Source organism: Pseudobdellovibrionaceae bacterium (assembly GCA_023898385.1).
Lineage (GTDB): Bacteria > Bdellovibrionota > Bdellovibrionia > Bdellovibrionales > UBA1609.
Window position 1 is genome coordinate 1,458,703 of sequence record CP060220.1, and the last position, 24,285, is coordinate 1,482,987.

General features: G+C 47.3%; 23 protein-coding genes. 6 read left to right on the forward strand and 17 right to left on the reverse strand.

Annotated features, from left to right (window positions below; genetic code table 11):
* Window positions 1-94: 94 nt before the first annotated feature.
* Window positions 95-871 (forward strand): methyltransferase, encoded by a 777-nt coding sequence (locus H6626_06440; protein ID USN48724.1) that lies wholly within the window; start codon window positions 95-97, stop codon window positions 869-871.
* Between the two features lie 8 nt (window positions 872-879).
* Here the strand turns inward: H6626_06440 and H6626_06445 are convergent, their stop codons facing one another.
* Genes H6626_06445 through H6626_06455 form a run of 3 tightly spaced genes read right to left on the reverse strand, consistent with a single transcriptional unit; the run spans window position 880 to window position 3,339 of the window.
* Window positions 880-1,452, reverse strand: coding sequence for a hypothetical protein (locus tag H6626_06445; GenBank protein USN48725.1), 573 nt, complete (start codon window positions 1,450-1,452; stop codon window positions 880-882).
* Window positions 1,442-2,500, reverse strand: a complete 1,059-nt coding sequence (locus H6626_06450) for a hypothetical protein (protein USN48726.1) — start codon at window positions 2,498-2,500, stop codon at window positions 1,442-1,444. The genes H6626_06445 and H6626_06450 overlap by 11 nt, the downstream gene beginning before the upstream one ends.
* Window positions 2,491-3,339 (reverse strand): hypothetical protein, encoded by an 849-nt coding sequence (locus H6626_06455; GenBank protein USN48727.1) that lies wholly within the window; start codon window positions 3,337-3,339, stop codon window positions 2,491-2,493. Before H6626_06455 ends, H6626_06450 begins: the two co-directional genes overlap by 10 nt.
* 219 nt (window positions 3,340-3,558) lie before the next feature.
* Here H6626_06455 and H6626_06460 point away from each other — a divergent pair, with 219 nt between their 5' ends.
* A complete protein-coding gene (locus tag H6626_06460) occupies window positions 3,559-4,512 on the forward strand; it encodes a prolyl oligopeptidase family serine peptidase (protein USN48728.1) in 954 nt (317 codons plus the stop codon).
* A 48-nt stretch (window positions 4,513-4,560) separates the two neighbouring features.
* Here H6626_06460 and H6626_06465 read toward each other — a convergent pair whose 3' ends face one another.
* Entirely contained in the window at window positions 4,561-5,301 is a 741-nt protein-coding gene (locus H6626_06465) for a hypothetical protein (GenBank protein USN48729.1), read from the reverse strand.
* Window positions 5,302-5,569: 268 nt separating this feature from the next.
* Here H6626_06465 and H6626_06470 point away from each other — a divergent pair, with 268 nt between their 5' ends.
* Window positions 5,570-6,034, forward strand: coding sequence for a hypothetical protein (locus H6626_06470; GenBank protein ID USN48730.1), 465 nt, complete (start codon window positions 5,570-5,572; stop codon window positions 6,032-6,034).
* A 64-nt stretch (window positions 6,035-6,098) separates the two neighbouring features.
* Entirely contained in the window at window positions 6,099-7,553 is a 1,455-nt protein-coding gene (locus tag H6626_06475; protein ID USN48731.1) for a protease, read from the forward strand.
* A 31-nt stretch (window positions 7,554-7,584) separates the two neighbouring features.
* Here H6626_06475 and H6626_06480 read toward each other — a convergent pair whose 3' ends face one another.
* From H6626_06480 to H6626_06490, 3 genes are all read right to left on the reverse strand, one after another.
* Window positions 7,585-9,390 carry a hypothetical protein gene (locus H6626_06480; GenBank protein ID USN48732.1) on the reverse strand — a complete coding sequence of 602 codons (1,806 nt, stop codon included), beginning with the start codon at window positions 9,388-9,390 and terminating at the stop codon, window positions 7,585-7,587.
* Window positions 9,391-9,805: 415 nt separating this feature from the next.
* Window positions 9,806-10,681 (reverse strand): hypothetical protein, encoded by an 876-nt coding sequence (locus H6626_06485; protein ID USN48733.1) that lies wholly within the window; start codon window positions 10,679-10,681, stop codon window positions 9,806-9,808.
* Window positions 10,682-10,768: 87 nt separating this feature from the next.
* The gene (locus tag H6626_06490; GenBank protein USN48734.1) at window positions 10,769-11,209 is read right to left on the reverse strand and encodes a hypothetical protein; all 441 of its coding nucleotides are present in this window, start codon (window positions 11,207-11,209) and stop codon (window positions 10,769-10,771) included.
* Window positions 11,210-11,288: 79 nt separating this feature from the next.
* Between H6626_06490 and H6626_06495 the strand changes: the two genes are divergently transcribed.
* Window positions 11,289-12,005 carry a hypothetical protein gene (locus H6626_06495; GenBank protein USN48735.1) on the forward strand — a complete coding sequence of 239 codons (717 nt, stop codon included), beginning with the start codon at window positions 11,289-11,291 and terminating at the stop codon, window positions 12,003-12,005.
* 49 nt (window positions 12,006-12,054) lie between these two features.
* Complete coding sequence (locus H6626_06500) at window positions 12,055-12,675, forward strand: hypothetical protein (GenBank protein ID USN48736.1); 621 nt, start codon at window positions 12,055-12,057, stop codon at window positions 12,673-12,675.
* Between the two features lie 7 nt (window positions 12,676-12,682).
* Here H6626_06500 and H6626_06505 read toward each other — a convergent pair whose 3' ends face one another.
* From H6626_06505 to H6626_06550, 10 genes are all read right to left on the reverse strand, one after another.
* Entirely contained in the window at window positions 12,683-13,237 is a 555-nt protein-coding gene (locus H6626_06505) for a hypothetical protein (protein ID USN48737.1), read from the reverse strand.
* A gap of 177 nt (window positions 13,238-13,414) precedes the next feature.
* Window positions 13,415-14,695: an insulinase family protein gene (locus tag H6626_06510; protein USN48738.1), complete on the reverse strand. Its 1,281-nt coding sequence runs from the start codon at window positions 14,693-14,695 to the stop codon at window positions 13,415-13,417.
* A 14-nt stretch (window positions 14,696-14,709) separates the two neighbouring features.
* On the reverse strand, window positions 14,710-16,812 hold the full coding sequence (gene pnp / locus H6626_06515; protein ID USN48739.1) for a polyribonucleotide nucleotidyltransferase: 2,103 nt from the start codon (window positions 16,810-16,812) through the stop codon (window positions 14,710-14,712).
* Between the two features lie 98 nt (window positions 16,813-16,910).
* Window positions 16,911-17,180 (reverse strand): 30S ribosomal protein S15, encoded by a 270-nt coding sequence (gene rpsO, locus H6626_06520; protein USN48740.1) that lies wholly within the window; start codon window positions 17,178-17,180, stop codon window positions 16,911-16,913.
* A gap of 93 nt (window positions 17,181-17,273) precedes the next feature.
* Window positions 17,274-18,227, reverse strand: coding sequence for a tRNA pseudouridine(55) synthase TruB (gene truB, locus H6626_06525; GenBank protein ID USN48741.1), 954 nt, complete (start codon window positions 18,225-18,227; stop codon window positions 17,274-17,276).
* 7 nt (window positions 18,228-18,234) lie between these two features.
* Complete coding sequence (gene infB, locus H6626_06530; GenBank protein USN48742.1) at window positions 18,235-20,940, reverse strand: translation initiation factor IF-2; 2,706 nt, start codon at window positions 20,938-20,940, stop codon at window positions 18,235-18,237.
* A 65-nt stretch (window positions 20,941-21,005) separates the two neighbouring features.
* On the reverse strand, window positions 21,006-22,451 hold the full coding sequence (gene nusA, locus H6626_06535) for a transcription termination/antitermination protein NusA (protein ID USN48743.1): 1,446 nt from the start codon (window positions 22,449-22,451) through the stop codon (window positions 21,006-21,008).
* A 2-nt stretch (window positions 22,452-22,453) separates the two neighbouring features.
* Window positions 22,454-22,984: a ribosome maturation factor RimP gene (locus H6626_06540; GenBank protein ID USN48744.1), complete on the reverse strand. Its 531-nt coding sequence runs from the start codon at window positions 22,982-22,984 to the stop codon at window positions 22,454-22,456.
* Window positions 22,985-23,125: 141 nt separating this feature from the next.
* Window positions 23,126-23,578 carry a GNAT family N-acetyltransferase gene (locus H6626_06545; protein ID USN48745.1) on the reverse strand — a complete coding sequence of 151 codons (453 nt, stop codon included), beginning with the start codon at window positions 23,576-23,578 and terminating at the stop codon, window positions 23,126-23,128.
* Window positions 23,579-24,229 (reverse strand): hypothetical protein, encoded by a 651-nt coding sequence (locus tag H6626_06550; GenBank protein USN48746.1) that lies wholly within the window; start codon window positions 24,227-24,229, stop codon window positions 23,579-23,581. It lies immediately after the preceding gene.
* Between the last annotated feature and the right edge of the window lie 56 nt (window positions 24,230-24,285).

Genomic DNA, 24,285 nt, shown 5'->3' on the forward strand with positions numbered 1-24,285 from the left:
TTCCTCCCACAAAAATTAAAACCCACTGAGTGGCATGATCCCTTTTCAAAATTCGTTCCCGGAAATAGCCCCAAGGCAACGGCCGATCCGCCATTTGGGTAAAAAACTGTTTCATCAAGTTGAGACGCAGTTTTCTCAAATTGATACAAAAATTCTTTACAGAAGAAGCCCACATCTGCTACCCCATCCCCCCATGGCACTATTTATTGTAGCAACCCCCATAGGAAACCCTGGGGACTTTTCTGAACGAGCCAGAGCCACCTTAAAAGGCGCTGATGTGGTCATCGGCGAAGAGGGCAAAATGGCCCGGAGGCTTCTTAAGCAGGCCGGTGCTTTGCCTAAAGAAATCCACCTCCTCAACGAACACAGTGACGCCGACGATGTGAACCATCTGGCAGAAATGTGCCTCACAAAGAATGTGGCATTAATTTCTGATTGTGGAACTCCAGGCTTTAGCGATCCTGGCCCGCGACTGGTGGAGCGCTGTCGCTCCTTGGGCGTTGCGGTTAGCCCAGTTCCTGGAGCGTCTAGCCTGACCACCCTGTTGAGCGTGAGCAGCCAGCCTTTAAGGCAATTTCTATTTGTCGGCTTTCTGCCAGCCAATATGGAACAACGAAAAGTGGCTTTAAAAAAATTAAAATCCGAACAGAAGGCGATGATTTTGATGGACACGCCCTACCGCCTCACACGCCTACTGGCGGAGGTGGCCCTGACTTTTAAAGGCCGAAGGGCGCTACTTGGCCTCGATATGACAAAAGAAAATGAAGTCTACCTTGAAGATCGCATCGAAAATCTAGAAAAGCTGATTCCACGAGAAAAGGCCGAGTTTATGCTGCTCATATATGAAGATACAAAATGCCATCAAAAATAAGGGTGTTTTTAAAAAGTGTATGAAATGGCTGCCAAGCCGCTAACGCCACCCACAAAGTAGAGAGCTGTGGACAGATTTTCATCATCCGTCTGTGAAGCGTGATACAAGTTCAAGACTGATATCAGGCCATAAGACAAAACTTTGATCCACTTTGCTTTTTCTACCTGGTCATGATCAACGCGATAATAGCTCAACGCCAGGTCATGGCGTTGCTCGGGGCTCAGACTCGGCACCCCGCTCACCACATCATAAAACCGTCTGTGGCGCCCACCGATATTGTACAAATAGGCCCCATAACCGATACCTGCGATCCCAAGACTCTGAGTCAATGACAAGGCAAACTGTGATGCATTGTCGTCAGCCTCGCGATAGCCCACGCCACCAGCAATAAGCACCAGGGCGCCACTAATCATGTAGGCCAGCCCGTATTTTTCTTCTTCAGACGTATTGAATTCGGCCTGTATCCGAAATTTTTCCCAAGGTTGAGGGTCGCTCGGCTGAAGATCTAACGCGTGCGACACGATCGACGACATCAACGTCACCATAAGAATTCCTGCTTTTAATACTTTCTTAAAATACAAGTGCAAACTCCGAATACAAAGCATCATCTTCAAGTTTAAACCCGCCAAATTTTTCCCACTTCTCACGTTTATACAACAATCCCACCTTCAACTTATCAAAACTGGTCGTCACACCCAAGGATAGGTCTCGATCACTCCAGCCCCACTGCGCTCCCATCAGACCCAATTCATAGGTGCCGCCCAGTCTCCACATTTCATTTAAAGTTTTGGAGTCCCGGTTGGCTCGGAATACCACGCCCAGACTCAACTGTCCCAGCTCCAGAGGCGGAACGACACTAAAGCCCAAATCAAACTGCGGACTGAAACTGACCTCATCGTAATCTTTATCAGCAGTCCCCCAATTCGTCATCAAGGCTGAAAAATAGGAGTCCCAACCTTCTGAAAGCTTATACACAATTCCCGGCTCAAAATATAAGGCCTGTTGTTTTTTTACGTTAAGTATTGTTTCGCTACTTGCCAATTCATCGTAAAGCGAAAACTCGTCATCCACAAATTCACGGTGGACATAGCGCAACTGAACTCCCCAAAAAAAGTCTCGATCAAAAGCTCCGCCAACCTGCCCCGACAAGGATCGCTCTTGCATAGCGTGCACGGACAATATGGGATGATAGGGGTTACGCAGCTGAGAATGATAAGTCACATGATAGGGCACAAAGGCACCGGCAAAATGTTTTGACCGAAACGCAAGTCCTATCCCGCCCTGGGCCCGCAAAAGTTCACCCTGATCAAATAGAGTTTCTATAAAGTCGAGACTCTTTTCTTCCTTTAATAAATCCCTGATTTTCTTTACCTCATCGTAGGCGTTTCCCACATAAATATTGGCTTCGCTAAAGCTTTGCGGGGCCACTGTTAGCATGGCTGGGTTACAGGGCATGGCCGAGTTCTTCACCGGAAAAACACTACACAAACTCTGAAGACCCAGCTGAACGGTGTTCAGTGTCATTCCATTTGAATAGTAATCGGGCCAAAGAGAATTGACTGAAGCTAACGCCGGCAACCCGCAAAAGAAGATGATCACTCCCGCAACCACTCGGTTTGCTAAATGCATCGTGCCCCCTCAGGTAACACGGCCTCGATCAAAACCAACATTTCTAGAGGAACCTCAGAACGCAAGGTGTGACGATCCTGCTGATTGAACCCTTCGCCAATTTGATGAAGGGCCCGCTGAACCCGAACAAACTCATCACTCCTTCGAGGCAAACCATTTTTTAGATCCTCAACAAATTCTTCAAGATCAACCACTAAATCTCTAAATCCACCTTGAAGATGGCTCACCTCAACATCTGAACAATCGTGAATAACCTCAAAATATTTTCTTTGATCCCAATTGTATTTCAAAAGCACTATCCGAAGCACAGCACGAAACAAAGACATCCCACGATCCACGTCTGGGGATTGGTTAAGAGTTTCAATGGCCATTTCCACAGAACTGGCCTGATGGCCATCAATGGCTGGCACTTGTTCTATACTGCGTATGACTCGGTCAAAAACATAAATGCCGCGATTGTAGGCCATCATCAATGCGGCCAAACGCTTGCCATCCTCGCCGCCTTGTCGTTGTAGATAGTGGGCAGGTGCCGAATACCGCTCGAATATTTCTCTATCACTGTCGGTTTCTTCTAACGTTCGAGCCAACCCCATAAACTTATCAAAAGAAAGTCCCGCTTTCGCCAGGTACGAAGATGCCAACGCCATTCGCCCCTCGCGATTATACGGATTGGTCGCAATCAGCTCTTCTAAAATCAAAGTGGCTTCATCGGGTTGGTTATGTTGCATGTGCAAATAGGCCTGCCCAAGCTGGTGCTCTTCCCACCCGACCGTAGGTGAGTCGCTTGAGCATCCACTCAACCACACCGTCAAAATTCCAAGTGCTATGATCGCCTTCACCACACGTCCTATTTTTTTATAAATTTGATAATATTCCTCGGCTCAGCGATGCAATTCATAGGCCGTCAGTTCAGTGAAAAAGCGGGCTTTGCCAAGGCGGAACTGTCTAGTCTTTTGACATCTCAGTCGTATTTACAAGGCCATCTTCACCCACTTGACCTCTCCTCTGCCAACCAAGAAGATGCGGCTTAAGAGTTTTGAACAAAGAGGTCCATTCCCATGAAAAATATTTTGGTTATTCTATTCATCGCTACTGGTTCAATACAGGCCTTTGCTCTCTCGGGGGTGAAAGACCTGTTCGCAACTGACACCAGTTTATTACTAATCATGGAGCAGCTCAAAATACCCTTGCGCCCCGAGTGGCGCGCCGATGGCCCCACAACAGTGCCTGACAAAAATCCCGGTCGAATTGTTCAAAAATACACTCTCTATCCAGAAAATTTAGGCGCGGTGAACTTGGCCATCTCATTTCCTCAGTCCTATCTAGCTGACCAAGATCAAAGGTATCCGGTATTGATATTGCTTGGGGGTATGCAAACCGGACATGAAATTATTGATCTCATACATACACCCGGAAACAATGTGATCGTTGGCTTTGAATATCCCATTGCCCTACCCGACACCCCTAAGCAGGCCCAAAGCTCCCTTCGCCGGGCACTTACAACTCCAATTAATATTTCTATGTTGATCAATTGGGTTTACGAGCAAACCTGGGTCGATCGACGTCGAATCAATGTTATGGGCGTAAGCTTTGGGGCATTTATGCTGCCCATGAGCTTGAGATTTTCGCAGCTCACTGGCGTCTATCCGCGAACAGCCGTATTGGCCTATGGAGGTGCAGACCTTCGCCACTTTGCCGAAACAAGTCTCAACAATGATTGGAGCCAAAAGGATCGCGACAGTTTCGTGGATATACTCAGTATTATTACAGATGTGTACGATCCACGCACTCATCTGCCACAAGTTCGCGACACTCACTTTCTGGTAGTTAACGGCACCCAAGACGACGTGATTCCTACGGCGTCAATCAATGAACTGAATGAAATTGTTCCTAACCCCAAAGATGTGCTGGAAATCCCGGGCCCTCACATAGGGACAGATCGGCCCGAAATAGTTCAGGCCCTAGTCACCACAGTGTACGAGTGGCTCGTCAGCCAAGGCGCCATAAATTAAATAGGCACCCCCGAAAAAGGTATCCCTTTCTTTTTTCGGGATCGCTTTTTAAAGCTTGGCTACTTTTAGGCGTTTTTGAATTTCCCGTAGTTCTTTTTCAAGGAAAAGTCCGCCCAGTTGGGATTTTCTTCTGAACGAGTGAATCTGTTTTTGCGCTTTAATAAACTCACCGTTGCCCATCAAAACAACCACGTAGTCACGAACAAGGCCGGGATCTGGCTTTTTACCGGCGAGTTGCATTCCCCATTTAAAAAACTCTTCGGATCGCTTAACCTGGCCAGTGGTTGCTAATACGTTCGCATAAGAATGCACCATCTCAATATCGCGACCTTTAATCTTAAAATACTTCTCGAAGGTTTGAGTGGCTCCAACTAAGTTTTTGTTACTTACTTGTATCTGGGCCAATTTCTCCAAAATACTCTTGTCTTCAACTAACTTTTGACTCAACTGAAAAAAGGCTTTTTCCACACACTGGGGTTTTTTGCGAGACTCGCAGATGGTCACTACACGATGCAAATCGGCTTTCGTGGCACTTCCTGTCCATTGCTTCATCTTTAGTGGAACAATCTCCGCACTGAAGTGATCCCATTCGGCCACATGTATGAGCGATGCCAGAACCAGCCCCGCAATCGCAACCACAACCGCAATAACGCCCTTTTTGGATTTTGTTTCTGCCCTCGACCGCTGCTCACTCTGCGTCCAACCACACTGGCAAACGATAGTCCCACCAAATTGGTGAGCTGATTCAAGACTTTCATTACAAGCGGGACACAATGTAGGCAGCAGCATGTTTTCACTCCTCTTTGGGGCCGTTAATTCCGAGCTCCCTTGGCCCGCTCCCCTAAAGGCATTTTCAGAGCATTTCTCATACCACCTGGACGGGGCCTCAGATCCCATAAACCGTTTAATTTTGTTTACAGTGTGAAAAATGCTCAAAAACTAGACAAAAATCGCGCGTCGACGCCCCTAAATCCTGGTTTTTGTTGCATCGTATCAAAGATATGATATCACCTGCCCCAACAGGTACGAACGCTTTTTATTTCCTAGGAGGAATCCCATGAAAACAGCCGTGTTGGCATTGATCATATTAGGATCATCTTTTGCCATGGCAAACCCAGAATTGGACGGAGAAAGACTCACCACGAACCAGCAGGACATAGCTAAGCTTCGAGAAACTCTTCCCCAAGTTGTGATCACGCGAGAAACAAAAGATGGGAAAATTGAACTCATGACCTCTAAAGAGGGCATTGATATTGAAAACCAAGATCAAGCTGAAGCTTTTATTGCCGCCAACGAAGAGGCCTTTAAAGATGCGAGCGGTATGCAGAAACTCTCAAGCTATGACGAGCTCGACGTCGTCTCTGGCACCACGGGTTGGTATTTCTATTTCTACATGAACCCTGGTTTTTACAACCCCTATGCTTGGGCCCCTGTCTACTATTCTTACAGCTACCCGTGTTACTATCAACCTTATTGGGGCGGCTGGTGGGGCGGTTACCGCTACACTTTCTGGTACTTCTAAAAGTGAGTTGACCTAAAGGCCCTCGAGATGAAGGGCCTTTTCATTATCGAGGAGTCAAATTGCCATGTTGTTAAAAGGGATCATTTTTTTGAGTTTGTTTTTCAGTCAGGTGGGCTACGCCGTGACCCCCATTGAAAATATCGATGCCATGATTTCGAACATGAATTTCTCTCCTTACTACAAAGCGAGAAACAGCAAGAAAAAAACCGTTCGAGTGGCGGTTCTCGACAATGGCTTTACCGGATATGAAAATGAAGTTGGGCGATCTTTGCCATCTAACACTCAGTACTGGCCAGGCCCCAAGCCCATTGAGCAAATGGAACAAGATCTAAACGCAAATCTTGATGAAACTCATGGACTGTATATGGCGCAAATCCTCAACGGTTTGCTGACCAGCGGCGGTCGGTACCTTGAGCTGGAACCTGAACTCCACTTAATGAATGCCCGAGGGTATACCAATTTTGCAGCTGCCATTGAAAAAACCATCGAGCTAGATGTCGATATAGTTATTTATTCTGTGGTTTGGGAATACGGCGGCAACGGCGATGGCCGGGGTTTTATCAATGAAGCCGTCAGTCGCGCGACCGATGCGGGCATCATTTGGCTCAACATGGCTGGAAACTTTCGCAACTATATGTTTTCAGCCCCCGTTCGAACCGGTGACAACGATTGGGTTCAGCTGCCCGGCCCCAACAACAGCGTTCGCTTTTTGTGCCTCAGAGGACATGGTCGATACTTCAATCAAGCTGAAGAAAAATTTGAATACCAATATGCCAATGAAAATGGAAACTGTAAGGTTCGCGTTGTTCTGAGCTGGAATGATTTTAAAGATGATGTGGAAAAGGGAACCGACAAGGATCTTGACCTGGTCGTTATTAACGACATGTTTGAGTCTGATGGGACCTCCACCCTCACGCAAGTCGAAACCAAAGCCGAAGTCGCTCCTGGAAAATCACGATACCCATTTGAGATTGTATCGGCTGTAGTTGAGCCTGGCGAGCATTTCATTCGAGTGAAAAACCGAAGCCGTAACTTTGACAGTGACGATGACTTTTTACGACTCACAGTGAGTGGTGATTTTATCCATTTATCAGATAGAACGCCCAATGAAACCTTGCTTCCCCCAGCCGATCACCCCGATGTGATCACGGTAGGCGCATCTGATTCTGCCAGAGGATCCGGGTCATACCAACATGATAAGCCTGACTTGTTTGTTGACTCATTCGTGGTAGTTCAAAAATCCAATGAGGGAATTGATAGGGAAGATTCAGATTCAGAAACTGGCGAAAACCGAGTGAACGTATTAGGTAATTTTCTTGAAGGTTACAATGAATATGAAGCCTATAAAGGCACCTCAAACTCAACAGCCATGATGGGTGCGGCCGTGGCGGCGATGATGGCTTTTAAACCTGACATCAACAAAAAAGAAATTATTGGGTACTACGAAAGTGGACCTCGATATGCGAGGCCTGAAAAGCCACGCTCGTTTCGTCTGCCTGACCTAGAAGAGCTTCGTTAGTCCCCAAAAGGTATCGGATTCCCTTTGGGGACTACCTGTACCAACGCACAAACCTTGGCGTATCGCCGGTTCCAGTTAGAGGTCCAGTGTCGCCTAGAATTTCAAATTGCGTATTGGCCCATCGAGTAAGAATCTGGGCGTCTGTTTTTGATTTCGGTGCTGCAATGGAGAATGGTAATCCTGAAAAGGGTACTTTTATTTTCACGGTCTCGTAACAATTCGCCGTTGCCGTAAAAGGCCGTGACATCCTGCAATCATCGTGTGGCCCTACGCTTTCGTGCCACTGACTCCATACCATGAATTTGACGGTAAACTCACTTCGGCCGGGATGGGCTTCCCAGACTTGGTTGACATGGACGTCGTCTTTGTCAAAGGAGCGGCTTGGTAAAGACAAGGCGGCCACTTCAGTGCTCGCATTGACCCCCACATCAGAGTCATGATTAAGAATAAAAGAACGCAGCACAGCTGCGGCCGTGGGCCAGCCATAGGCCACAGAAAAAGCACAGTGGCTCCCAGCGTCCAGGTTTAAAACCTGAAGGTTTCCATTCCACCCGTCGAGTCTTTCTGCCAAATCTCCTGCATTAAACTTATTTTTTACAACCATGTCATCCTTGGCGCCCCAAACCAGTGTGGGAGTTCCCACTTGCTTTGCAAATCGTGTGAAATCGTTGAGTTGCCAAAAATCGTACAAGTCCGTCAGTGGTTTGTCTTTAAAAGGCCTTAGGTAATCGTCTTCATTCACAGTGGCCAGGTATCTTGTCGCCGCCTCACCAAGGAGGTCCGGAAATCGCTGAGGCTCCGGAGGTTCACCTGAAAAGAAATCCGCCAATTCGGGTACTTGAGGTAAAACAGATTGCACATTTCGCCACGTCACCAGCGAAGCCAAGTAGCCAAAGTATTTCCAACCGTAGAGGCTCTCAATTGTGGGTTTTATGTTGACCGCAGGACAGTAGGCCACCGCACTATCAAAGACTTTCTTTCCGTGCTCCAATCTATTGTGGTCATTGTAGAGAGCCGCAAAAAGGGACGCATTGCCGCCCAAACTGATTCCCATTGAATGCACAGACGATATACTATTTCTAAACGGAGCCTTTTCTCTCGCCCATTTTCCAACGGCCATAATTTCATGGCCCTCAAAAAAACCACCAAATACGATGCGATGATTGTCTCTCACACTGTTGGTACCGGTATTGTTACCTAAGATAATGACATTAAAGGGGCTCTCATCAAACAAGTGCATCATTATTGTTTTAATTGAAGTCGATGGGCTCCCATCGCAAAAAAGGCCACACTTCACAATGACGAGCGGGCGGCGTTCTGCCCCTGGCTTCAACCCTACTATTCCGTATGACACATCTCCGTTTTCAAAATAAACTCGAAGAGCATGTACCTGGGGATTTTCAAAAATATCGTATTCGACGCGAGAAAATTCTAGAAGAGTGAACAACCCTTTATACCCTTTTCGATTGAGCCATCGACCGCATTTGCTGAAATACTTTTGTCGAATTTTGTTGGCGACAACCTCTGATGGCAACTTACGGCGAAGCTCAGATTCAAGGGTTTTGGGATGGCATTCCAGGGGCACGGGCATATCAAACGCAGCATTCGGGTATTTCACTAGAAACTCTCCCGAAAGGTTCTCTTCGTGATCGACCTTACTTGCTTCTGAGAGGCTGGCTGTCTTGAATCCTAGAGCCTCAACAAATCCAACTCCGCTTGTAGAAAGGGTGCCCATTTCCACCCGTTCAACAACCAGAGGATTAGCTAAAATAGTATGTGACCACAAAAAACAACCTATGAATGCAGAAATCAGATGCCAGAATTTTGCCAACTGCATGGTGCCTCCTTTTGTCGCGATCTCTTGGCCTCAACAGAAGTAAATAAAACAAGGCCAAAGACTTTTTCGACAAAAGCAAGGCTCGACTAAACGGGAGGTTAAGAAATCTGTAGCTTAGTCGAGTTAATTAGAGTTTTTTTGAACTAAACTGGAGTCGCCTGAAAGCAACAGCCATTTTGCTGATTTATTACTGGGGGCACGAATTAGTTAGGCGGTGTCGCGAAAGCGACCCGCCTAACTAATTCGTGCCCCCAGTAATAGGTCTAGAAAATTATTCCGTCGAATCTAGCGCAAACGAAATTGGCGGACACCAATGGGAATAACAGGTCGAGTTCGCATTCTATTTCTACCTGCTGAAGAGGGCGCAATGCTAACCACCAACAGTGAATTGTTTCTAGTAATCATCATATTCAGGCTAATAGGTGGTTTGAATAGAAAGCTCGGCCCCCACGTAACCGGCTTTTTCGTAGTAATATTTGGCACCAGCGCGAACAAAAAATCGATCGGTCACCTGGTAGACCGCACCACCTAGAACAGAAAGCCCCAGGCGTAACTCTTGGGAGTCAATGCTCACTGAATCGGCGGGTATTGTGTATTTGGCATAGACATACATCACTCCCAGGCCGTAGTATCCATACCACTGCGGCTTCTCAATGGCCGGCAACATAAGAGCCAGGTGGCCGGCAATAAAAAAACCTTTCACCGGCGAAGACGTCAGCTTGGAATAATAACTGGGTGCAGAGGGTGAAACACCCACCTCAAAATCAATGGGTGGGCCATCAAAAAGGGCTCCAGGACCCGTGACCTTTAATCCGAATACTGTCACAGATTCTGTTTCAAACCGATCTACCACTTTCTCCGAAAAGTTCAGCATGCCTCCATACAATCCGACGTAACGCCGGTAAAACATCGGCTCGCCCCCAACTGGCGCATCATATCCCGCTTCGGCTGCGTTGGCCCACGGATCCGCCGGAGCCTCTTCTTTTTCGATCGGCCTTTTTTCCGCTGGCCGTTTAGAAGTCGAAGTTGGCTGAATCACCACATCGATGTCTGTGATATATCCATACAGACCTTTTCGAATTCTAATTTTATAGAACGAACCAAGGCCACCGATACCCTCATATTTTTTATTCGATATTTTTACCCGCTTGTTGTTCTGGAAATACTCTAGAATTGGAGCATCGAAATTGGGAAATTTATAAACGGCTGCTCCTTCAACAACAACAATAGCGTCTTGTCCGCGATCTACCGGCCGACGTTTTGCGGCCTGAGATTCTAGAGACCACAACACAAGAACCACAGAGACGAACTGAACCATGTATAATTGGAGATGATGTCTGAATCTTTGATGCATGAACATAAAACCATTATGGAGGAACTAAATTTGCAAATCAACCGGTGCAGGAAGACTTTTGTCGCGCGTGTGGCGCTTGCGCTGTCGCTGAACCATCATTAAATTCTTAATGGGGTCGTGCTTAGACAACAAAGACGAGGGTTTAGTTTGCCTGACCAGCAAAAATTCTTTGACTTTCGCTGCCGCAGCCGCTTTATCACGGAGATAAAGGGCGGGATCAAAACCACAATAGGGGCACGGTAGCGACACCCGCCATCTGATTTGGATAAACGCCTCTGCTATGGCTAGGTTTACAACAAAAAACACGATGGCTCTGGGGTCTGGACCTTGCCAAAGTATCAACATCAGCAAAACGGCGGCCAGGAGCGACAGCACTACGTTGGTCAGGGTCATGTGTTTCTTGCGATAAACTCTTCTTGGCGTTCTACAAAAAGCACAAAATGATTTTTCAGATAACTGGGCCATACAATTATTTTGCCTTGAACTCAGGCTTTCGGGAAGGCGAGTTTTTGCCTTTTTTAAGTTCTTTGCTATCATTAATGGTATGAACAAAATAAATAAAATTTCCCTAGCATCCATTTTAATATATTTACTCTCGACTTTTGGCCCAGTGGCCTACGCTTATGACGAAGATTATTACTCCTATGATCAGATTGTAAGAGGATTGTCGTCAAAGGCACCCGCCCCCAGAAAAATCTCTGAAGACCCTTTCTCCCAAGTAAAAATTCACAGTGGAATTGCTGCCGCTACGAGCTTTTTAGATTTACGCGACACGAAGGTGGCTAAACCCGGAACCCCAGTAAGAGGTATTCAAGTGAGTTTGGGCATTGACCTCTTTTCTCCGCAGTGGATGGCTGAAGGCACAATGCGAACGCTCTCCGATCATATGGAAGATCAGTCGGAAATTTCTTTAAAAGAGTTTGAACTGAAGCTCGTCTACAGAACTACACTCAGTCGTTTTTTGGATTTCAGAGGAGGAATTGGAATGGCCGGTAGATATCTTCGTCACAGTCGAAGAGAGGCTTTAGATCCAGTTAGCCCCGCAACGAGTGATGGATTGAGTGAGGCGGCTTCATCCTCCTATCGAATCATCGAAGACCATCAATCCACATTGGCTTCGGTTTTTGTTGGCGGAGTTGATGCGTATATCAACAATACCTTTAGTCTGGGTGCTGAAATCGGATATCGATCCTCACTTATTGAGGGCTCCCTTGATAATAAGGCTGTTGACGCTCTCCTGAGATTTGACGTTCACTTTTAAACACTATTTTGAGCTTGCTGCCGGGCCTGTAAAATGGTCCCATTGAGTTATGAGCTTCTCATCCCCAGAAGGCCCTCAATTTTTTAAGTTAATAAAACCCGTCTATGATTACCTTTTGTTGTTCTTTCGCCACCCTTTTAACTCCGTTCGAGAAATTCCCGATTGGAATTGGCCCACGGTATTGCTTCTCCACACATCCGTGGTGGCCATCTGCGGGACCGTTTCTGGTCTCATTGCTCAGAGTCTTCGCGCCACGCTGGAGGGCCTCATTCTCCTTCCCATTTCCTCAACGGTAGCCCTATTGATTTTATCTGCCGTTTTTTATTACTTGTTTCTATTTGTGCATCATATTGAGCTTAGTTTACGCCGGCTCTTTGCGGTGATGGTGGTTGCCAGCCTCCCCTATTTTGCCCTGTACACATTGCAGTACTTGATTCCTGTTGTTCACCCCATAGGATTTGCCATTACCGGGCTATTGATTCACGTTGGCCTGGTCAGTCAATTTGATGCGCCCAAGAAATTTACGGCTCGAACAATTGCCGGAATCTTTGCGCTGCTTATGATTATGTGGCTTGGATTTGCCATTCAATGGGCCCACGACGCCTATAAAGAACGATATTTACATTCACCCAAAACCCTTGAAGAGCTTGAGAAAAGTCTTAATCAATAAGTTGATTTCATTGCTCTGTGCTACTCACGCCAGCAAATAGAATTTCTTTGGCCTCTTTGTTAACGATCATCCAACCACTAAAGCCAAAATTAAAATACGCCTCTCCACTATACCAAAACGTATAAAACTCAAATTGGTTAAAACGGGCCACTTCTTTTAAAATTTCATCAGAAAGGGCATCCACTGCCACCATGTCCTCTTTTTCCATTGACGTTTCTTCTGATACGAAGCCCCTAGAAAATAGTCGATCGCTCGGGGACCGATTCATCCGAACCCCAACCACTTCTGCTGTCCACTTGGATACATAGTGAGCAAACTGCCGCAGCATTTGCCGCTCTGACTGTTGTTCGTGCAATTGATATTTGACGATCCCTACAAGGGGCTCATCCACACCGTGGTAACGGGCCAGATCTTTTTGAAGACTTTTGATTTTTAACAGCCACACAGGAAAAGCCAGAGTGCGCACTTCACCATCAGTCACCAACGGCTCAAATTCAGCAGCATACGCTCCTGAAGAAAACAACAATAATCCAAACAGGGCCAACCGAACAATGGCGGTCATGGCTTCCCCCAAATGCCGTAATTTTCCACGAAGATCTCATCGCGTACAGACGTCAAAAGTGAACCCTAGTCCAACAAATAACTCAACGAATTTTGCAGAAAATGGCTGGAAAACCACCGCCAAAAGCACCTTTTTGCCCTGGCACCCGAGAGCGTAACGCACGGCATCTCGCTTGCCTCACCGACTTTCAATTAAAGTCCGAACAGATGCGGTATCCACGTCACCGATCACGGCGATACTGGCCTGATCTAAATCCAAATTAGATTCTATATACTCCTGCACGCTGTCTTTGGACACTTTGCGAATTTCTTCCATAATTTCATCCACTGAGCGATAGCGGCCAAAAACCATTTCGTTCACACCTAGTGAGTTCATTCGATTTTCAATGTCGTCTGATCCCAAAAGAATGTTTCCTCTTACTTGGGTTTTAAAAAAATCGAGGTCTTTCCCACTCACTCCACTTTTTTTAAGCTTGGAAACCTCTTTATAGAAGTGATCAAGCACTTGAGCTAAAAACTTTTCTGATGTGCCCGCATATAGCAACAATAAACCCGTATCAGTGAAAGAATGAAGGTAACTGTACACAGAGTAAGCTAGCCCCAACTCTTCGCGCACCTTCTGATAAAGACGAGAGGTCATCCCCCCGCCCAACAAAGCATTTACCACAAAGGCTTCAAATCGATGACTGTCTTTAAACGATGTTGACGGCAGCCCCATAAGTAAGTGGGTCTGTTCAGAAGAGCGCTTAAAGATCTCCCTAAACTTGTTGAGGCTTGGTTTTCTTCGATGGCGTTTTGCCACTTTCTTTCTTCGGACATTCAAAGAACGCTCGGCCCATGCGACCACATCGTCATGGTCCACATTGCCCGCCACGCTCACCACCATTCGTGGCCCGTGATACCTTTCTCGGTAAAAATCCTGCAGCTGTTTCCGGGAGATTTTGGACAAGGACTCAGGCGTTCCCAAGATACTGTGTCCAAGGGCATGGCCCGAATAGGCTTCTTTAAAATAGAGATCAAAAATGAACTCTTCAAGATCGTCGGCAGACATATCTATTTCTTGAAGTATTACTTCCCGTTCACGATCAAAGTCGGCGGCATCAAACACCGCACCACTGACCAGGTCTGCTAACACATCCACAGCATAATGGAGGTGCTCGCGCAAACAAGTGGCATGGAAACAGGTAAACTCATGAGTGGTGTAGGCATTCAAATCTCCGCCCACAGACTCAAGGCTTTTGGCAATATCCATGGCCGTACGCTGACGGGTTCCTTTAAACACCATATGCTCAACGAAATGAGCTGAGCCAAATCCATCTTTCGGCTCGTCTCGAGAGCCAAGATCTACATAAATGCCCGCACTACAGGCGCGACTATAAGGATGGTGCTCGGTGACAATCCGAACACCATTATTTAAAACTGTTTTTTTAAAGGTAGGTTGATAATCAAAGGCCTTCAAAGATGACTCCGCAATCACTCACCTTTTTCAAGGAGAGCCTTGCGACTCAATCGAATGCGACCCGCTCGATCCACATCCAACACCTTCACCTCAACAGCTTCACCTTCTTTTAGTACATCGTTAACACTGCGAATTCGCTCATGAGAAATTTCAGAGATGTGCAACAAGCCGCTGGTGTTGGGAAGAATCTCAACAAAGGCACCAAAATCAGTGATTTTCACTACGCGACCAGGATAGGTTTTACCCACTTCGGCTTCGGCGCAAATGTCCATAATCATCTGTATGGCTTTTTTTGAGGCTTCTGGATCAGCCGATGCCACGTGAACCGTACCATCGTCTTCGATATCGATCTTAACACCTGTATCTTCAATAATTCCTCGAATCACTTTACCGCCAGCGCCGATGATTTCTCGCACTTTTTCTGGCTTAACCTTAATTGTCTCAATTCGAGGCGCGTACTGAGAGATTTCTCCACGAGGCTTATCTATGGTTTTTTCCATTTCGCCCAGAATGTGAAGACGCCCTTCCTTAGCCTGATCTAATGCGCCTTTTAGGATGCTAAATTTGATGCTGGCAATTTTAATATCCATTTGCAAAGCCGTAATCCCGTCTCGAGTGCCGGCCACTTTAAAGTCCATATCACCTAAATGGTCTTCATCTCCGAGGATATCTGTCAATACAGCATAGCGATCTCCGTCCGTAATCAAGCCCATGGCAATACCGGCGACATTTCCCTTAATGGGAACGCCGGCATCCAACATGGCTAAGGTTCCAGAACAAACTGTACCCATTGAGCTCGATCCGTTGGATTCCAAAACTTCACTAACCACTCGAAGCGTGTAGGGGAACTTTTCATAATCAGGGATAACCGCCTTAAGCGCTCTCTCTGCCAAAAATCCGTGACCCACTTCACGACGACTTTGCCCACCCATGCGACCGGTTTCTCCCACGCAATAGGGTGGAAAATTGTAATGAAGCATAAATCGTTTGGTTATTGTACCTTGAAGTGCATCTATTTTTTGCTCATCATCAGCTGTACCAAGAGTAACCGTACCTAATACTTGGGTTTCACCACGAGTGAACACTCCAGACCCATGGGCTCGGGGTAACATACCCACTTCACACCAGATGGGTCGCACAGTTTTAGTGTCGCGACCGTCAATTCGAACCTTATCATCAAGAATCATCAATCGGGCTAGATCGTACTTAAGGTCACCAAATACCTTACCAAGATCTTTTTTGCGAGCCGCAACGAGAGACTCTTCCACCTCTGCAAGCAAAGCGGCCTCGGCCTCTTTCTTTGCCGCATCCAAAGCCTCATAGCGGGCCATCTTTTCTTTGATGCCCAAAGCCGCTTTGATTTTTGGCTTTAAGAATTGCTCGGCTTTGCCGCTAAAATCTGGGTCAACTTTTTTAGCTGTAAACTCTCGCTTTGCCTTTGAACCCGTTTTTTGTCGCAATTCATTTTGTGCGTTTAAAATTGGTAAAATGGATTCATGACCAAACTGAAGAGCGGCCAAGACATCTTCTTCGCTGATGAACTGGCTTTCGCCTTCCACCATAAGAATGCCCTCTTTCGTGCCCGCAATCATAATTTCAAGATCTGAGCGTTCCATCTCTGAAAAATCCGGATTGGCCACCAACTTGCCATCCACTCGACCCACATTCACAGTGGCAATGGGCCCATCAAAGGGAATGTCACTAATGTGCAAGGCCGTTGAAGCGCCAATGCTAGCAAGTGTATTGATAGGATATTGCCCGTCGTAACTTAAAATCGTCGGGACGATTTGTGTATCGAAGAAATACCCGTCAGGAAAACAGGGTCGAAGAGGTCGATCAATCAATCGACAGTTTAAAATGGCTTCTGAAGTGGGGCGACCCTCACGTTTGAAGTAACCCCCAGGTATTTTACCGGTGGAATAAAACTTTTCAGAATACTCTACTGTAAGTGGAAAAAAATCGAGATCGGTCTCTCGTTTGGATGACACCACGGTGACAAGAACCACGTTGCTTCCACAGGTGACAAGCACTGAACCATCGGCTTGTTTGGCTAGGCGACCGGTCTCCAGTGTAATTTCTTTTCCGTTTAGTTCAAAGGTCACTGTTTGCTTATTCATTGAAACTCCTAAAATTCACGGTGCTGTACAGGCTCTTAGAAAAGTGCAGCCATCGAATTATAGACCGCACTTTCATCAGACTAACACGACGTATGTTCTTATTTTCGAATCCCTAGATCACCAATGAGCTTGGTGTAACTGCCGGGTTGTTTACTTTTCAAATAATCTAAAAGCTTTCGACGCCGGTTTACTAAACGAATCAACCCTCGACGGCTGTGCTCGTCTTTTTTATTTTTTTTGAAATGCTCGGTGAGTTGTTTGATACGGAATGTGAGCAATGCCACTTGAACTTCTGAACTTCCCGTATCCAGTTCAGATCGACGAAAATGATGGATGACCTGCTCTTTTTCTTCTCTTAATAACGCCATTTTTACCTCCGATAAAAACCCCAATAGATACCGTTTGGCACTCGGTACCAGGAGCCAATTGGCCTGCAATCTACAAACAGAGAGTCCCTGCCGTCAAGGAAGGGATTTGAAAACTCTCTTTATCTTCAAGCCCTTAAAGGGTCTTGCCTCGAGCAACGACAATAACCTTCCATCATCGCCGCTCATCACCTTAATACCTATTGCCGTGTCTGTCTGATTAGCTGTCTTTTGCTCACAGATCAGCCGCCGCCACAGGTCATGAGAAATCTGACCATTGAGAAGTAATCGCTGATCCTTTCCCGACACTGTCAGAGCCCGCCAATGGGGCAAAACCTCCGCCATCGAGACAAAGGCTGACCCGCATCCAGATAGGGCCTCGGCCGCTGGCTGATCCGCCAGGCTCCCGGTCTGCAGTTCCACTAAGGGAAGGGCACGATCCACCGAATAGGGCTGTGATGCCAGTCGTCGTAGGGTTTTTACAGTGGCTGGGCAACCCAATAGGGCACCCAGGGCTACGGCCCATGAGCGAATATAGCTCCCCTTTGAGCAGCTCAAGCTCACATCCACCCAATCACGACCCATATCATCTATAGCCACGCCGTAAAAACGCATGGGTCGCACCGGAGCGTCCACGGTTTTTCCTTCGCGGGCTAGTTCATACAACTTTTTGCCCTTTTGTTTAATGGCCGAAAAGGCCGGCACGGGCAGATCGAGATCTCCCGAAAGTTGATGGACGGCATCCCTAATTTTCTGAGGAGTCACCGACACTGGCTCTTGCCTTAAAACTTCGCCATCCACGTCCCAGGTGTCTGTTTCGATGCCGAATTGCACTCGTACGAGGTAGGATTTATCTCCATTGAGTAAATAATCGGATAGCTTGGTGCCCTCACCTAACAAAAGCACCATCAGGCCTGTGGCCAAGGGATCCAATGTTCCGGCATGGCCCACCGCGCGGGTCTTCAGCAAACGGCGCACGGCCGCGACCACATCATGGCTCGTCATTGCCGTGGGCTTATCTACAAGGAGTAATCCGTGAGCTTCACTCATCTAAAACCTAAAGCTCTCGTTGCACTTCTTCTTTAACAAATGCCTCAATGACGTCACCCACTTTTAGGTCATTGAAGTTTTCAATTCCAATACCACATTCGTATCCCGCGGCTACCTCTTTGACGTCATCTTTAAATCGCTTCAGGCTGCTGAATTTTCCTTCGTAAACCACTCGACCATTCCGCACGAGTCGCAACAGATCCGCTCGATTGATTTTACCATCAGTGACGCTACAGCCGGCAATCACTCCCACCTTTGGCACGGTGAAGGTCTCGCGAACCTCTGCCGAACCTTTGGATTTCTCGACAATATCAGGTTGCAACAGACCTGAAAGGGCTTTTTTCACATCATCGATAAGCTCATAGATGATCGTGTAGGTTTTGACTTCCACACCCTTTTCTTTAGCTATACGTTGAGCCGTGGTGTCAGGGCGAACGTTGAATCCGATGACAATCCCACCGGCGGTCGACGCTAGCAGCACGTCTGATTCACTGATTCCGCCAACGCCCGAGTGAATCACTTTCACTTTGACTTCGTCGGTGCTTTCTTTCTCAAACATGCCCTTTACGGCTTCGTTACTTCCCGCCACATCCGACTTTAAAACCACTGGCAATTCTTGCAGGCTACCTGTTTTTACTTTTGAAAACAGGTCTTCCAACGACATCTTGGAATTTGGTGTCTCAACCAATCCGTCCATTTGCTTTCGAGCATCCGAAATTTCTCTTGCTGCAGCTTCATCTTTACACACATCAAATCGATCGCCGGCCGCCGGAGCTTCGGGCAGACCCAAGATCTCCACGGGGTCGCCAGGCTCTGCTGATTTTACATTCTTACCCTGATCATTGATCATCGCCCGTATGCGACCAGCCACTTTACCTGCCACCACGGATTGACCCACTGTCACCGTGCCATCTTGTACAAGCAGTGTAGCCACAGCACCTCGCCCCTTTTCTAAGCGGCTTTCGATAACCAAACCGGTACCCGATCTCTTTGGATTGGCTCTGAGCTCAGCCATTTCAGCAAGTAAGTGGAGTTGCTCCAGTAACTCTTTAATGCCATCACCTTTGAGGGCCGAAACATGACAAAAAATGGTGTTACCTCCCCACTCTTCAGGAACTATTTCGTGCTCCGTTAACTCTTGCTTCACTTTGTCTGGATTGGCACCAGGCCGATCCATTTTGTTAACCGCGACAATAATTGGAACGCCGGCCGCTTTGGCGTGATTGATCGCTTCCACTGTTTGCGGCATAACTCCGTCATCAGCGGCGACCACTATAACGGCAATGTCTGTGGCCGTGGCGCCTCGGGCCCGCATGGCAGTAAAGGCCTCGTGGCCTGGAGTATCTAAAAATGTGATAAACGCACCATCATCGAGCTGAACTTTGTATGCACCAATGTGCTGGGTGATCCCGCCGGCTTCTTTAGCGGCCACATTGGCTTTTCGAATTGAGTCTAAAAGAGTTGTCTTTCCGTGATCCACATGGCCCATAACAGTGACCACGGGAGGGCGGATAACTCTTTCTGCATCAAGTTCGCCAAAGGCGGTGGCTCCCACTAGGTCATCCACAGAACGATGTACGTTTTCGGCCTCAAAGCCAAATTCGCCAACGGTCAATGCCACTGTATCAAAATCTAAAACCGTGTTTAAATTGGCCATCACACCGCTTGTCATTAATTTCTTAATAAGCTGCGGACCTTTTACGCCTATCTCTTGTGCTAAGTCTGAAACAGTAATGGTCTCATGCACCTTCACCATTCGCTTAGATGCCTTTGGTGTGGTGATTTGGGTCTTCTTGAAGTCGCCGCGAAGGTTTGCCCGTTTCTTTTTGGGCTGAAATATCACTTCGCGCTTTCTGAAGTCTGCAGCTTTAAAATTCTGGGAGGGCACTTCTTTTGTGGTGGCTCCGACTTTCTTTTTTGGACGCTCTTCTTTTTTACGATCCGAATCACGAGATTGGTCTGGCTCAACAAACTGAGGCATCGGTGCCACAAAACCCGTTCGTATTCCTCGGGCTGGGCCACTGCTGGCTGGCCGCGGCGGACGCGAGTCCGATCGGCCGGCTGGCGCTCCTGTTGTGCCGCGAACTTTTGATAGATCCATTCGACCCACGATGCGACCACCACCGGCACGGGGTACCGACTTTGATTCATCAGTTGTGGCTTCCGCCTCAGAGGCCGCTACCAAGTTTCCGGTGGCTTGGTCCCCGGCTTCGATTTGCTCTGGTGCGATCTCGTTTTCTTCGCCCGCGAGAGCTGCCGCTTTTCTAGCTGCCAGCTCAGCGGCTTTTTGAGCGGCTTCCGCTTGTGCTGCGGCCTCGGCCTCAGGAGAATGAGCGGCTTTTCTTCGGATCACTGCCCGCTTCCTTGCCGCTGTTTTCTTCGTCGTTGCCGCCGGTTTAGCTTCTACAGCTTTTGCCTCAGCCTCTACCGAGGCCTTGGTCGTGACTTTTTTAACGACTTTTTTAGTCACCGCTTTCTTTTTCGCAACCTTTTTGGCCGCTGCCTTTTTGGCGACCTTTTTCTTGGCCGTTTTCTTTTTGGTTTTTGGTGCCTTTTCTGCATCAAGGCGATCACGAATATCAGAGACTAAATCTTCAGTTAAAGCCGCCATATGGCTCTTTACCGGCAGATTCCATTCTTTGATCTTGTCCATTAGAGCTATTGTTTCCATCCCAAGCTCTTTGGCGAATTCATAAACTTTTGGCTGACTCACTCATTCTCCTCGTATTCAATACCTGAACCTTTAATGCTCTTCTCTTCACCACCAACCCATATAAATTAACTTGTTGGCACACTCGCGGTTTCGTCAGAATTTCCTGACTGATTTTCGTTTGCTTCTTCTTTGTTGAGTTGTTCAAGCTCCTCTTTCAGTCGCTCTTCAGCCTGACTCTTAGCACTGCCCTCTCGGCTCTCCGTAGCAGCGGCCTTGGCAGGAGCCGATGGTATTTCTTTGCCTTCCTGCTGGTACTGTTCCAGCAGGGTCTTCGCTGTCTGAATCAATGCTTCCGCTTTTTCAGGGACATCGTAACCCGGAATATTCATGATATCCTCAACTGCGGCGTCAGCAATGGCCGGGAACGATCCGAATCCTGATTGAAAAATATTTTGCGCCATAGTCTCTGTCATTCCAGGCATCAGCATTAAGTTGAAAATAGATTCCGCCGCTCGCGCTTGAGCATTAGATTCAGAAAGAATATCCAATTTCCAACCCGTCAGTTTGGCCGCCAAACGGACATTCTGCCCTTTTCTGCCAATGGCAAGGCTCAATTGGTGATCGGGCACAACCACTTCCATTTCGGCACTCCCATCATCCACAAACACTTTCGAAATTTCTGCCGGAGCTAAGGCGTTGCAAACAAAACGAGTGGGTTCTTCTTCCCAGTTCACGATGTCGATTTTTTCGCCTCGTAACTCCTGGACAATGTTCTGAACCCGACTGCCTTTCATTCCCACGCAGGCTCCCACTGGATCAACAGAAGAGTCTTTCGTTCGTACTGCAATCTTTGCACGCTGCCCCGGCTCTCGAGCCGCAGCCACGATTTCAACAATTCCATCGTAAATTTCTGGAACTTCAATTTCGAATAATTTCATCAGGTATCGTTCATCCGCTCGCGACATAATGATTTGCGGACCACGAGTCGTCTGCCTAACGTCAGCAATGTATCCTTGAAGGCGATCACCAGGCTTATACATTTCTCCAGGAATCTGCTCTCTTGGTGGAATGTAAGCTTCTGTTCGGCCAAGATCTACCACTATCGCTCCACGCTCCACACGTCTGGCTATGCCTGAGGCAATTTCCCCTTTGCGTTGTTCAAATTCGCTAAAAATAATATCTCTTTCGGCATCTCTCACTCGCTGGGTAATGATTTGTTTTGCAGTTTGTGCGGCAATTCGCCCCAAACCCGTTGTTTCCAACTTTATACCGATGGAGTCTTGCACCTGTGCTTCGGGATCTAGTTCCAGGGCGTCTGTTAGCTTGATCTCCACTTCTTCGTCGATGAAATCTTTATCTTCAACAACTTCTTTGAATTCAAAAAGTTCTACTTCACCTGACTCTTCATTGTATTGGGCTTCAATGTCTCTGTAGGTGCCCCACTTTTTACGGGCTGCAACAAGCATACCTTGCACCACTGCATCTACCACAATCTGCTTGTCGATCCCTTTGTCTTTGCCTACTTGTTCGATCATCCGACTCAAGTCAGAGAACACATTATCTGCCGCCATGATTACCTCTTTTTCTTACCCTTAGCGCCCTTACCTGATTTATCTTTTTGTTTCTGATGCTTTTCACTCACTAATTCAAAAATAACATTAGCTCGATGAATCTGAGAAAAATCAATCTCCCATTCATTTTTTCCATCGCCTAAAACTATGTGGTTTGGCTCTACCTTAAGCAGGCGCCCCTGCACTTGTTTTCGCCCCGCTTTTGCCGCCGCAGGTTCTGTACCATTTGGCACCACACCTGCATTTGTTCGAACCCGAATGGGTTGCCCCAATGCCTTTTCAAAATGCCACAGTTCTCGCAATGGTCGCTCTAAGCCCGGGCTTGAAACTTCAAGCTCGTAGCGACCACCTGGAATCACATCTTCTACGTCGAGCATTAAACTCAACCCTCGCGAAACATTGGCACATTGATTCACGTTCACTGCGCCCTCTTCACTTTCAATAAAAAGCCGAAGAGTGCGGCCTCCACCAGCACCGACAAACTCCAAGTCGTACACTCGACAGCCTTCTCGAGCACTGACTTCACTAGCCATTTCCTTTATCTTTTCAATCGCTTGTGGCGCTAACATGTATGGATCTCAATAGTCCTTTTGGAGGGCTACCCCCTCCAAAACAAAAAAAAGAGGGCCAGTTATGGCCCTCTACGTCATAAGGTAGATAACAAAGTTCGAACCCTATGGCAAGCAGGAGAAAGAATATAAATAAGCATCGCCTCCGTCGGCATAGTAACCGGGCCGCTGTCCCACCTGGGTAAACCCTTGCTCGCGATAAAAAGCCTGGGCGCCCTGATTTTCAGCATGAACTTCAAGCCAAATCACATCTTTTGCCGTCAACCCCGCATTGAGATGCAAAAAAAGTTGGGACATGTGACCCTGATGACGCTCCTGGTAATGAGTGGCCAAAAGGGACACCTCAAAGACTTCCGGGGCCACCTTACGGTAGCAGAGAAACGCGATCAGCTCCCCGGCTTTTCGTACGCCAAGGGTTTTCGACTCACGCAGCTCTTGTTCAATTTTTGGCAAGGTCCAACTTTTAAGACCATCTCGGTGGGGCTTGTGAGACTGCAAGATTTCAAAGACCCTTGGGGCATCTTTAACAGCCAAGGGCTCAAAGGAGCTGCCTGACATTTATTTTCCCTGCACGTAGGATTTCACGTGATACTTTGATTGCAGCAAATCAAACCATTCTTTGAGACGGCTATCCACTTGTTGCCGACGCAAAAAAGACTTGATGCTGGATTTGAATTTTTCAAAGGGCAAGTTTCCAAATTTCAAACGGTTTTCATCAAAATATCGACGCGCTTCTGTATCTGTGATCGGTACCGCCGCCGCCTGCACCTTAAATTGAATCAATTGCTTTGATCGAAGCTTTCTCTGCACCAAACTTTCAAGCTCGGCATCCGTCACCTGAAGGGCTTTCCAAGGCTTTGCTGCTTTAACCGCATCTTTGACTTTTTTTATAGCTGTCGCTTGCTGCTGACTGCCTGCCGTTGCGGCCTCAAAGTTTTCAGCTTCTAGGGCCACCGCCCACTCTAAAAGTGTATTTGATAGGGCTTGAGAAAATTCATTTGAGGCATCACCCAACCACTGAGGGGGCCGCCCCTTTTTTCCGTAGAGAACCGATTCCACGACGTAATTGATCTTCACTTCCCGGCTAGTCACTACGTGGTCCATCACGCGCCCAGCACTAAAAGCCAAAAGATCACTTGACACCGCGGCGTCAGAACTCCCGCCCCACAGATTTAAGATTATTAAAATTCCCCAAAGAATTTGAATCATTTAGTTAAACTACCACTCGGGCAGGGCTCTGCCCATAAAAAAAAACCGGACTCTGA